The organism is Streptomyces sennicomposti (genome assembly GCF_019890635.1).
Lineage (GTDB): Bacteria > Actinomycetota > Actinomycetes > Streptomycetales > Streptomycetaceae > Streptomyces > Streptomyces sennicomposti.
Window position 1 is genome coordinate 215,553 of record NZ_JAIOAB010000005.1, and the last position, 11,981, is coordinate 227,533.

General features: G+C 70.2%; 9 protein-coding genes. 2 read left to right on the plus strand and 7 right to left on the minus strand.

The features are described from left to right. Positions 1 to 53 precede the first annotated feature (53 nt). The 3 genes from K7787_RS05310 to K7787_RS05320 are packed head-to-tail and all read right to left on the minus strand — an operon-like array spanning position 54 to position 2,794. Positions 54 to 860, minus strand: a complete 807-nt coding sequence (locus K7787_RS05310) for an amino acid ABC transporter ATP-binding protein (protein ID WP_372456604.1) — start codon at positions 858 to 860, stop codon at positions 54 to 56. Continuing rightward, on the minus strand, positions 857 to 1,798 hold the full coding sequence (locus K7787_RS05315; RefSeq protein ID WP_019980410.1) for an amino acid ABC transporter permease: 942 nt from the start codon (positions 1,796 to 1,798) through the stop codon (positions 857 to 859). The genes K7787_RS05310 and K7787_RS05315 overlap by 4 nt, the downstream gene beginning before the upstream one ends. A gap of 33 nt (positions 1,799 to 1,831) precedes the next feature. Then, entirely contained in the window at positions 1,832 to 2,794 is a 963-nt protein-coding gene (locus K7787_RS05320) for an ABC transporter substrate-binding protein (protein WP_019980411.1), read from the minus strand. A 556-nt stretch (positions 2,795 to 3,350) separates the two neighbouring features. Here K7787_RS05320 and K7787_RS05325 point away from each other — a divergent pair. Both K7787_RS05325 and K7787_RS05330 read left to right on the plus strand, forming a co-directional pair. Beyond that, positions 3,351 to 4,574, plus strand: coding sequence for an NAD(P)-dependent malic enzyme (locus K7787_RS05325; RefSeq protein WP_009190581.1), 1,224 nt, complete (start codon positions 3,351 to 3,353; stop codon positions 4,572 to 4,574). Between the two features lie 369 nt (positions 4,575 to 4,943). Further along, a complete protein-coding gene (locus K7787_RS05330; protein ID WP_019980412.1) occupies positions 4,944 to 5,909 on the plus strand; it encodes a zinc-binding dehydrogenase in 966 nt (321 codons plus the stop codon). Positions 5,910 to 5,964: 55 nt separating this feature from the next. On the opposite strand, the gene K7787_RS05335 is transcribed toward K7787_RS05330, so the two are convergent. The 4 genes from K7787_RS05335 to K7787_RS05350 form a co-directional block, all read right to left on the minus strand. After that, on the minus strand, positions 5,965 to 6,993 hold the full coding sequence (locus K7787_RS05335) for a PadR family transcriptional regulator (RefSeq protein WP_223000630.1): 1,029 nt from the start codon (positions 6,991 to 6,993) through the stop codon (positions 5,965 to 5,967). 1 nt (position 6,994) lies between these two features. Continuing rightward, positions 6,995 to 7,888: a DUF4097 family beta strand repeat-containing protein gene (locus tag K7787_RS05340; RefSeq protein ID WP_223000631.1), complete on the minus strand. Its 894-nt coding sequence runs from the start codon at positions 7,886 to 7,888 to the stop codon at positions 6,995 to 6,997. A 206-nt stretch (positions 7,889 to 8,094) separates the two neighbouring features. Further along, positions 8,095 to 8,274 carry a DUF6104 family protein gene (locus tag K7787_RS05345; RefSeq protein WP_014674941.1) on the minus strand — a complete coding sequence of 60 codons (180 nt, stop codon included), beginning with the start codon at positions 8,272 to 8,274 and terminating at the stop codon, positions 8,095 to 8,097. A gap of 205 nt (positions 8,275 to 8,479) precedes the next feature. Further along, a partial coding sequence (locus K7787_RS05350) for a multifunctional oxoglutarate decarboxylase/oxoglutarate dehydrogenase thiamine pyrophosphate-binding subunit/dihydrolipoyllysine-residue succinyltransferase subunit (protein ID WP_223000632.1) occupies positions 8,480 to 11,981 on the minus strand: 3,502 nt, incomplete at its 5' end.

The following is an 11,981-nucleotide window of genomic DNA, read 5'->3' on the forward strand; positions in this document are numbered from 1 at the left end:
GCGAAAGGGGCGGTACGGGAATCCCGTACCGCCCCTTTCCGCGTCCGCCGGGGTTACAGCACCTTCGACAGGAACGACTGGGTGCGCTCGTGCCGCGGGTTGGTCAGGACCTCGCGCGGGTGGCCGGACTCGACCACCACGCCGTCGTCCATGAAGACGAGGTTGTCGCCCACCTCGCGGGCGAAGCCCATCTCATGGGTGACGACGACCATCGTCATACCGGACTCGGCGAGGTCGCGCATGACGTCGAGGACGTCGCCGACCAGCTCCGGGTCGAGCGCCGAGGTCGGCTCGTCGAACAGCATCAGCTTGGGGTCCATGGCCAGGGCCCGGGCGATCGCCACCCGCTGCTGCTGGCCGCCGGACAGCTGCGAGGGGTAGTGGCCGGCGCGTTCGGCCAGGCCCACCCGCTCCAGCAGGCCCATCGCCCGCTCCCGGGCCTCGGCCCGGCTCGCGCCCTTGACCTGGACCGGCGCCTCCATGACGTTCTCGACGGCGGTCATGTGCGGGAACAGGTTGAAGCGCTGGAAGACCATGCCGATGTCGCGGCGCTTCATGGCGACCTCGCGGTCGCGCAGCTCGTAGAGCTTGTCGCCGTGCTGGCGGTAGCCGACGAGGTCGCCGTCCACGTACAGCCGGCCCGCGTTGATCTTCTCCAGGTGGTTGATGCACCTCAGGAAGGTCGACTTGCCCGAGCCGGAGGGGCCGATGAGGCAGAACACCTCGCCCGGCTTCACCTCCAGGTCGATGCCCTTGAGCACCTCCACCTGGCCGAAGGACTTGTGCACGCCCTCCGCCTTGACCATCGCGACGGTGGTGTCGCGCGGGGTGGCGTCCTGCTTCGTGAGCTTGTCGCTCATGCGCCCACGGCTCCCTTCGGCCGGCCGATGGAGAACATGTTGGCCTTGACCTTCTGCCACGGCGTCGGCGGCAGGCTGCGGCTGGAGCCGCGTGCGTAGTAGCGCTCCAGGTAGTACTGGCCGACGCTCAGCACGGAGGTGAGGATCAGGTACCAGGCGGCGGCGAGGAAGTACATCTCCACCGGGGCGCCGGAGACCGTGCCGATGTCCTGGGCGAAGCGGAACAGCTCGGGATACTGGACGGCCGCCACGAGCGAGGTCGTCTTCAGCATGTTGATCACTTCGTTGCCGGTCGGCGGCACGATCACCCGCATGGCCTGCGGAATGATGATCCGGCGCAGGGTCTTGCCGTGGCTCATGCCGAGCGCGTGGGCCGCCTCGGTCTGGCCCTCGTCGACCGCGAGCAGGCCGGCGCGGCAGATCTCCGCCATGTACGCCGCCTCGTTTAGACCCAGGCCGAGCAGCGCCGTCAGCAGCGGCGTCATGAAGTTCGACCAGTAGTCCTTGTAGAACGGCATCAGGTTGATGTACTCGAAGACCAGGCCCAGGTTGAACCAGAGGAACAGCTGGACCAGGACCGGGGTGCCGCGGAAGAACCAGATGTAGAACCAGGCGATGGACGAGGTCACCGGGTTCTTCGACAGGCGCATCACCGCGAGGACGATGCCGCCGACGATGCCGATCAGCATCGACAGGACCGTCAGCAGGAGGGTCTTGCCGACGCCGGTGGTGATCCGGTCGTCGAAGAAGTAGTCGGGGACGGCCTGCCAGTTGATCTTGCCCTGGCTGAAGGCGTAGATGATCGCGGCGAGCAGGGCGATCGCGATGACGGCGGTGACGTACCGCCCGTAGTGACGGACCGGGATGGCCTTCACGGCCTGCGGTCCTGCGGGGGGCGTGCCCTTGGGCTCCGCCGTCTTGTCGATGTCAGCGCTCACAGGTGTTGCCTTTCGGTGGCCGCGCGGGGGCGGTCACTTGCCGCCGTTGACGGCGGACTGCTGGACGGCGCCGTCCTGGGCGCCCCACTTGGCCAGGATCTTCTGGTACTCGCCGCTCTTGATGACGGCGTCCATCGCGGCCTGGAGGGCGTCCCGCAACTGGGTGTTCGACTTGCCGACCGCGATGCCGTACGGGGCCGCCTCGACCTGGTCGCCGACGATCTCGAAGTCCTTGCCGCCGCCGGAGGTCTTGACCGCGTAGGCGGCGACCGGGAAGTCGGCGGAGACGGCGTCGGCGCCGCCCGAGCGCAGGCGGGTCTCGGCCTGCTGGTTGTCGTCGAAGGCCTGGATGGTGATCTTCTTGCCGGCCGGACACTTCTTCGTCTCGGACTTGGCGAGGTCCTCGGAGACGGTGCCGCGCTCCACGGCGATCTTCTTGCCGCACAGGTCCGACCAGGAGGCGATGCCCTTGGTGTCGCCCTTGCGGGTGTAGATGGAGACGCCGGCCTGGAGGTAGTCGACGAAGTCGACGCCCTCGCCGACCTTCTTGCCCGTGGTCGGGTCCACGCCGTCCTGGCGGTTCTTGTTGTCCGTCATCGCCGACATCGCGATGTCGTAGCGGTTGGAGCGCAGGCCGGTGAGCAGGGCGTCGAAGGTGCCGTTCTGGAAGTCGAACTTCACGCCGAGCTGCTTGCCCATCGCGTCCGCGAGGTCCGGGTCGATGCCGGCGACCTTGCCGGAGGCGTCCTTGAACTCGACCGGGGCGTAGGAGATGTCGGAGCCGACCCGGATGACGCCCTTGTCGCGGATCGAGGCCGGGAGCTTGCTCGCCAGCGGCGCCGAGGCGGCCGACGCGTTGTCGGACGACTTGTCCGTGTCCTTGGTCTGGTCACCGCAGCCGGTGAGGATCAGGGCGCCTGCGACCGCGATCGCACCGGCCGCTGCCAGACGGGAGTGCTTGGCGGTGGTCGTACGACGGGTGGAGCGTGCGGTCATGGTGGTTCTCCTCCGGCGGATGGGTGGCGTTGCCGATGGGTGGTGGGGTCGACGACAACACACCTTCGGGTGTCGCGACCTCGTGCGATTGACGCATCTTGCCATTCGGGATGCGCCAATCAGGGGACTCGCCATGTCAAAATCGGATAACGGGAGACCTCCGAACCCCTCCTATGCGCCCCAGCAAGGCCGGATCATCTGCGGGAATGCCTTCTTCCGGCCGGAAGATCTGCTGTCCGTCTCGGGATGTGGATCAAAGGAACACGTCTTTTGGGTGATTCCAGGGCCTTGTCAAACATTCGACGAGCACTTGTCCCCATATTGGGCCAAGTGTCGGGGCGTCGTCATGTGACCTTCGCGTTATGGACTCGTCGCCGACGCCGTCCGTCCGGTATGAAGGTTCTTTACACCCCTCATCCTGGGGCTCAGGGCGCGTGTGCGGCGCGCCCGACGCGTATGCGCCCGAAGCATCACTCACAGGGCTGTGCGCGGTCCCGCCCACCCCTCACCAGGAGTGGCCACCCTCAAACCATGAACAATTAAGGGGTAAAACCAAGTGGCAGCGGAGATCGTCAATCCTCGCAGCGACAGCAGTACGGATCAGGACGGCGGGGCAGAGCCGTTGGATTCCTTCGATCCCGCGTTCGCGCTGCACCGCGGCGGCAAGATGGCCGTGCAGGCCACCGTGCCCGTCCGCGACAAGGACGACCTGTCCCTGGCGTACACGCCCGGCGTAGCGCGGGTGTGCACCGCCATCGCCGAGCAGCCGGACCTGGTCAACGACTACACGTGGAAGTCGTCCGTCGTCGCCGTCGTGACCGACGGGACGGCCGTGCTCGGCCTCGGCGACATCGGACCCGAAGCCTCCCTCCCGGTGATGGAGGGCAAGGCGATCCTGTTCAAGCAGTTCGGCGGCGTGGACGCGGTGCCGATCGCCCTCGACTGCACCGACGCCGACGAGATCGTCGAGACCGTCGTGCGGCTCGCGCCGTCCTTCGGCGGCGTCAACCTGGAGGACATCTCGGCGCCGCGGTGCTTCGAGATCGAGCGCAAGCTCCAGGAGCGCCTCGACATCCCGGTCTTCCACGACGACCAGCACGGGACGGCGGTCGTCACCCTCGCCGCGCTGCGCAACGCGGCCCGGCTGAGCGGGCGCACCATCGCCGAGCTGCGCGCCGTCATCTCCGGCGCGGGCGCGGCCGGTGTCGCCATCGCCAAGATGCTGGTCGAGGCCGGCATCGGCGATGTCGCGGTCGCCGACCGCAAGGGCATCGTCTCCGCCGACCGGCAGGACCTCACGCCGGTCAAGCGCGAGCTGGCCGAGTTCACCAACAAGGCCGGCCTCAGCGGGACGCTGGAGGACGCGCTGAACGGCGCCGACGTCTTCATCGGCGTCTCCGGCGGCACGGTGGCCGAGGAGGCCGTCGCCTCCATGGCGAAGGGCGCCTTCGTCTTCGCGATGGCCAATCCGAACCCCGAGGTGCACCCCGAGGTCGCGCACAAGTACGCGGCGGTCGTGGCCACCGGGCGCTCCGACTTCCCCAACCAGATCAACAACGTCCTCGCGTTCCCCGGCATCTTCGCCGGCGCGCTGCAGGTGCGGGCGTCGCGGATCACCGAGGGCATGAAGATCGCGGCGGCCGAGGCGCTGGCCGGGGTCGTCGGCGACGACCTGGCCGCGGACTACGTCATCCCCTCGCCGTTCGACGAGCGGGTCGCCCCCGCCGTCACGGCGGCGGTCGCCGCGGCGGCCCGCGCGGAGGGCGTCGCCCGCCGCTGAGGTGACCCGGCACGAGCCGGTACGAACCCGGATGGCCCCGCCCGCAAGGGCGGGGCCATTCACGTGCCCGGGCACGCCACCGGGGACGGCCCGTAGCGCGGAACGGGGTGCGAACAGGGCGGCCCCCAGTCGGCCATACGGGTGACGCGCTCGACGGGACGCGCGCCCGGGGAGGGCCGGCGCACCCGGCCGTACGCGCACGGGGAAGAGGGGCGGGCTCGGTGGCCCACCTCGCCGGCGCAGCGGCTGCGCATCCGGCGGAACGCGGCGCCGTATGTCCCGCCGCACGCACGGCATCGTTGGCAAGAGGGTGTGTGTCACAGGGGCGGTCGGTTCCGTGACGGGCGGGGCGGGCCTATCGTCAAGGTCATGTTCGCTGTCTATGCCGCCCGAATCGACCGCGACCAGCCGCTGAACGGACTGGAGTCGGGGGAGCGCCCGGCCCCCGAGGCCCGCCCCGGCTGGAGCACCGTCAACGTCAGGGCCGCCTCACTGAACCACCACGACCTCTGGTCCCTCAAGGGCGTGGGCCTGTCCGAGGACAAGCTGCCCATGATCCTCGGCTGCGACGCCGCGGGCGTCGACGAGGACGGCAACGAGGTCGTCCTCCACTCCGTCATCGGACAGAGCGGCCACGGCGTCGGCCCCGAGGAGCCCCGCTCCATCCTGACCGAGCGCTACCAGGGCACCTTCGCCGAGCAGGTCGCCGTCCCCACCTGGAACATCCTGCCCAAGCCGAAGGAACTCTCCTTCGAGGAGGCCGCCTGCCTGCCCACGGCCTGGCTCACCGCCTACCGGATGCTGTTCACCAACGCGGGCGTACGCCCCGGTGACTCGGTCCTGGTGCAGGGCGCCGGCGGCGGTGTCGCCACCGCCGCGATCGTCCTCGGCAAGGCCGCCGGCCTCAGGGTCTTCGCCACCAGCCGCGACGAGGCCAAGCGCAAGCGGGCCCTGGAACTCGGCGCCGTGGAGGCGGTGGAGGCCGGGGCGCGGCTGCCGCAGCGGGTGGACGCCGTGATCGAGACCGTCGGCGCGGCCACCTGGTCCCACTCGGTGAAGTCGCTGCGCCCCGGCGGCACCCTCGTCATCTCCGGCGCGACCAGCGGCGACCGGCCCTCCCACGCCGAGCTGACCCGGATCTTCTTCCTGGAACTCAAGGTGGTCGGCTCCACCATGGGCACCAAGGACGAGCTGGAGGACCTGCTCTCCTTCTGCGCCGCCACCGGCGTCCGCCCCGTCATCGACGAGGTGCTGCCGCTCGACCGCGCCCGCGAGGGCTTCGAACGGCTGGCCGCCGGCGACCAGTTCGGAAAGATCGTCCTCACCTCGTCCTGAGCACCCGTCAGACCGTCAGGCCGCGTGGCTCTCAGACCTTCCGGCCGTGTGGCTCTCAGACCTTCGGGCCGCGCAGCAGGGCGCCGATGTGGGCCGCCGCCGTCGACAGATGGCGGCGGGCCTCACGGAGCTGATCGGTCGTGACGCCCTGGTCGCGGGCCGCGTCCCGGATGTCGTCGCGGAAGCGGTCCAGCAGCCGGTCCAGATCGCGGGCCGGGTCGCCGGTGAAGTCCTCGTGCGCCCACGAGGGTTCATAGGCGGCCGGGAAGTCCTCCGGGGTCTGGGAGTACTCGGCGCGCCCCGCCGCCTCACCGGCGGACGGGCGGCCGAACGCGAAGTTCTTCCCGAAGTCGCCGAACTCCTTGGCGATCTCGGTCAGTCCCTCGCGCACCCCCGTCGGCCAGTCGCCCCGCGCGAAGTGGTCCTGCACCTGCTCCTGGAGGCGCCGGGCGACGCGCTGGAACTCCTCCTGCGCCTGAGCCCGGGCGCGCTCCTGCGCCTCCTTGGCCTGGCGCCGTGCCCGCTGGGCCTCCTCTCGGGCCCGCCGGCTCTCGTCCTTGGCGCGTCGGGCCTGCTCCTTCCACTCCTGCTTGACCCGGCGCATCTCCTCCTTGGCGGCCCGCCAGGCCTCCTTCTCGTCGCCCGCGCCGCCCGCCTCGCCGGTCCCGGACTCCCAGCCGCCCTTCGCCGCACCCTGCCGGGCCGCGGAGGCCGCCGCGCGCATCTCCCGGCGCAGATCGCCCGCCGCGCCGCGCACATCGGCCCGGATCTCGGCGGCGAGTTCGGCGACCGACTCGCGGATCTCCAGCTCCAGATCGGCCAGTTCCCCGCTGCGGTCGGCCAGTTCGGCGCGGCCGGCGTCCGTGATGGCGTAGACCTTGCGGCCGCCCTCGGTGGTGTGGGTGACCAGGCCCTCGGCCTCCAGCTTGGCCAGCCGCGGGTAGACGGTGCCCGCCGAGGGCGCGTACAGCCCCTGGAAGCGCTCCTCCAGGAGGCGGATCACCTCGTAGCCGTGGCGGGGGGCCTCGTCGAGCAGCTTGAGCAGATACAGCCGCAGACGTCCATGGGCGAAGACGGGAGGCATGTCAGAGCACCTTCTTGTCGGTCGTGCCGTCGGCCGGGTCGTCGGCGGGGCCGGTCCCGCCCGGAGCGGAGCCCCAGGAGTCGTCCGCGGCCTGCGGGCGGCGCAGCAGGGCGATGGAGCCGGAGACGGTCGTCGCCTTCAGCCTGCCCTGGCCCGTCCCCAGCCGGCCGGTGATCCGCTTGGCGCCCCACTGGCCGTTCACCCGGAGGTCCTCGAAGGCGTTGGAGACCGAACCGCTCGCGGTGTTCGCCTCCACCCGGGTGTCCGCGGGGTGGGGCAGCCGGATGGCGATCTCACCGGAGACGTTCGTCAGGGAGATGTCGGTGGGCCGGCTCGCCGGGTCTATGTCGATGATCATCGAACCGCTCACCGAGTCGCCCCGCACCGAGGAGCCGGCGCCCTCGACCACCGTCAGGTCACCGGAGACCGAGTGGAAGCTCAGGTCCCCGGAGAGGGCCTGCGCCTCCACGCTGCCCGAGACGGTGTCGGCGCGCACCGGGCCGGTGACGCCCACCAGCGTGGTGTCGCCGGTGACGCCCCTGACCTCCGTGCGGCCGTCGATCCCGGAGACCACCGCGGCGGCGCCGACCACCCCGACCTCGACCCGCGTGCTCGCCGGGACGGCCAGGGAGACCACGGCGCTGCGCCGCCAGCCCTTGCGGTCGAGCCACTTGAGGAAGCCCTTCCAGGGCAGGTCGTCGTAGGCGACGGTCAGGGCGCCGCCCTGCTGGGTGACCAGCAGGGGAGGTCCCTCTATCTCGGACACCTCCAAGCGGGCGGAGTCGTCGTCCGTGCCCACGACGTTCACCGTGCCGTTGACGATGCGGACGTGCAGTTCGGTCACGGGCTTGTCGAAGGTGAGCTTCCTGGGCTCCCCCACGGACCACTCGGACATGGTGCTGACCTCCTGGGACGGACCGGAACGGTGACGCGACACGCCATATCGTGTCCACCACCAGACACGATATATCGCGGACACGGAAAGTCAAGACACACGAAAGAGGCGCCCCCGAAGGAGCGCCTCGCAGTCGGGCCACCGGCCCACGCCCGGCCGGCACCGGTCCGGCCCGTCCGGGCCTCCGATACCGGGCCGTCCCGGCCCTACTCGTCTTCCTCGTCGTCCAGCCGCGCCAGCCAGGTGGCCAGCCGCTCCACCGGAACCTCGAAGTCCGGGTTCAGGTCGACGAAGGTCCGCAGCTGCTCGGCCAGCCACTCGAAGGTGACCTCCTCCTCGCCCCGCCGCTTCTCCAGCTCTTCGATGCCACGGTCAGTGAAGTACATGCGCCCAAGGATAAGTGCGCCGAAAGTCCGCGGAAACGCCCGGTCCGCGCGCCCGGCACCCGGGACGCCCCGGCCCGCACCACCCACCGCGAAAGCGGGGCCGCCCGCACCACCCCCCCCCGCGAAAGCGGCCGGGCCGCACCCCCCACTCGGGGATGCGGCCCGGCCATGTGCGACCCGCGGACGAGGACGCCCGCGGCGGCGGCTACGCCTCGAACACCTCGCGCACCAGCTGCTCCTGCTCCGCCTGGTGCCGCTTCGCGGAACCCACGGCCGGAGAGGAGGAGTGCGGGCGGGAGATACGGCGCAGGCGCTCGCCGTGCGGCACGTCCGCGCCGACCGCCAGGTCCAGGTGGTCGATCAGATTGAGGGCGATGAACGGCCAGGCGCCCTGGTTGGCCGGCTCCTCCTGGGCCCACAGGTACTTCTCGGCGTTCGGGTACTTCTTGATCTCCGCCTGCAGCTCGGCACCCGGCAGCGGGTACAGGCGCTCGATGCGGATGATCGCGGTGTCCGTCACGCCGCGCTTCTTCCGCTCGGCGTCGAGGTCGTAGTAGACCTTGCCGGAGCAGAAGACGACCTTCTTCACGGCGTTCGCCTCGACCGAGGCGTCGCCGATGACCGGGCGGAAGCGGCCCGTCGTGAACTCCTCCGTCTTCGAGGCGGCGGCCTTCAGGCGCAGCATCGACTTCGGGGTGAAGACCACCAGCGGCTTGTGGTGCGGGTTGTGCACCTGCCACCGCAGGAGGTGGAAGTAGTTCGACGGCAGGGTCGGCATCGCGACCGTCATGTTGTTCTGCGCACACAGCTGGAGGTAGCGCTCGATCCGGGCCGAGGAGTGGTCCGGGCCCTGGCCCTCGTAGCCGTGCGGCAGCAGCAGCGTGACGCCGGAGGTCTGGCCCCACTTCTGCTCGGCGGCCGAGATGTACTCGTCGATGACCGACTGGGCGCCGTTGGCGAAGTCGCCGAACTGGGCCTCCCACATCACCAGCGCGTCCGGGCGGGTCAGCGAGTAGCCGTACTCGAAGCCCATGACCGCGTACTCGGAGAGCAGCGAGTCGTAGACGTTGTAGCGGGCCTGGTCGTCGGAGAGGTACAGCAGCGGCGTGTAGTCCTCGCCGGTCTCGCGGTCGATGAGGACCGCGTGGCGCTGGCCGAAGGTGCCGCGGCGCGAGTCCTGGCCGGACAGCCGGACCGGGGTGCCCTCCAGCAGCAGCGAGCCGATGGCGAGGGTCTCGCCCATGCCCCAGTCGATGGTGCCGTCCTCGACCATCGCCGCCCGGCGCTGCAGCTGGGGCAGCAGACGCGGGTGGACGGTGAAGTGCTCGGGGAGGTTGACCTGGGACTCGGCGATCCGCTTGACGACCTCGGCGGAGATCGCCGTGTCGACCTCGGCCGGGAAGCCGGCCTGCGGGTCGGCGGAGGCCGGGACGGCGGGCTGCGCGGTGGCCTCGCGGACCTCCGTGAAGACCTTCTCCAGCTGGCCCTGGTAGTCCTGGAGCGCCTGCTCGGCCTCTTCCAGGGTGATGTCGCCGCGACCGATCAGGGACTCGGTGTAGAGCTTGCGCACCGAGCGCTTCTTGTCGATCAGGTCGTACATCAGCGGCTGGGTGAAGGCCGGGTTGTCCGACTCGTTGTGACCGCGGCGGCGGTAGCAGATGAGGTCGATCACCACGTCCTTGTTGAACGCCTGGCGGAACTCGAAGGCGAGCCGCGCCACGCGCACGACGGCCTCCGGGTCGTCGCCGTTCACGTGGAAGATCGGGGCCTCGATCATGCGGGCCACGTCGGTGGCGTACATCGAGGAGCGCGAGGACTCCGGGGCGGCGGTGAAGCCGACCTGGTTGTTGATGACGATGTGGACCGTGCCGCCGGTGCGGTAGCCGCGCAGCTGCGACATGTTCAGGGTCTCGGCCACCACGCCCTGGCCCGCGAAGGCCGCGTCGCCGTGGATCGCCACCGGCAGGACGGTGAAGTCCGTGCCGCCCTTGTTGATGATGTCCTGCTTGGCGCGGGCGATGCCCTCGATGACCGGGTCGACCGTCTCCAGGTGGGAGGGGTTCGCGGCCAGCGAGACCTTGATCTGCTCGCCGTCCAGGCCGGTGAAGACGCCCTCGGCGCCCAGGTGGTACTTCACGTCGCCGGAGCCGTGCATCGACTTCGGGTCGAGGTTGCCCTCGAACTCGCGGAAGATCTGCGCGTACGACTTGCCGACGATGTTCGCCAGCACGTTCAGGCGGCCGCGGTGGGCCATGCCGATGACGACCTCGTCCAGGCGGGACTCGGCCGCGGAGTCGAGGACCGCGTCCAGCAGCGGGATGACCGACTCGCCGCCCTCCAGGGAGAACCGCTTCTGGCCGACGTACTTGGTCTGCAGGAAGGTCTCGAAGGCCTCCGCCGCGTTCAGCCGGCGCAGGATGCGCAGCTGCTCCTCGCGCTCCGGCTTGGAGTGCGGGCGCTCCACGCGGTCCTGGATCCACTTGCGCTGCTTGGGGTCCTGGATGTGCATGAACTCGATGCCGACCGTGCGGCAGTACGAGTCGCGCAGCACGCCGAGGATGTCGCGCAGCTTCATCATCGACTTGCCGGCGAAGCCGCCGACGGCGAACTCGCGCTCCAGGTCCCACAGGGTGAGGCCGTGCTCGACGATGTCCAGGTCGGGGTGCTTGCGCTGGCGGTACTCCAGCGGGTCGGTGTCGGCCATGACGTGGCCGCGGACCCGGTAGGAGTGGATCAGCTCGAAGACGCGGGCGGCCTTGGTGACGTCGTCGTCGTGGCTGGCGTCGATGTCCTTGAGCCAGCGGACCGGCTCGTAGGGGATGCGCAGCGCCTTGAAGATCTCGTCGTAGAAGCCGTTCTCGCCGAGCAGCAGGTTGGCGACCTGGCGCAGGAACTCGCCGGAGGCGGCGCCCTGGATCACCCGGTGGTCGTAGGTCGACGTGAGCGTCATGACCTTGGAGATGCCGAGCTTGTTCAGGGTGTCCTGGGAGGTGCCCTGGAACTCCGCCGGGTAGTCCATGGAGCCGACGCCCATGATCACCGACTGGCCGGGCATCAGGCGCGGCACGGAGTGCACGGTGCCGAGGCCGCCGGGGTTGGTCAGGGAGACGGTGACGCCGGTGAAGTCGTCCATCGTCAGCTTGCCGTCGCGGGCGCGGCGGACGATGTCCTCGTAGGCCTGCCAGAACTCGAAGAAGTTCAGCGTCTCGGCCTTCTTGATCGCCGCGACGACGAGCTGGCGGTCGCCGTTGGGCTTGACCAGGTCGATGGCGAGACCGAGGTTGACGTGCGGCGGCTTGACCAGGGTCGGCTTGCCGTCCTTCTCCCCGAAGGAGTAGTTCATCGACGGCATGGCCTTGATGGCCTGCACCATCGCGTACCCGATCAGGTGCGTGAAGGAGATCTTCCCGCCGCGGGCCCGCTTGAGGTGGTTGTTGATGACGATGCGGTTGTCGAACAGCAGCTTCACCGGGACGGCGCGCACGGACGTGGCCGTGGGCAGCTCCAGGGAGGCGTTCATGTTCTTGGCGACCGCGGCGGACGGGCCGCGCAGCGTCACGAACTCCGGGCCCTCGGGGGAGGCGGCGGCGGGCTCGGGCTTGGCGGCGGCCGGCTTGGCGGGCGCCGGGGCCTTGGCGGGCGCCGGAGCCTTCGCGGGCGCCGCGGCCTTCGCCGGTGCGGCGGCCGGAGCCGGGGCGGCGGGCTGC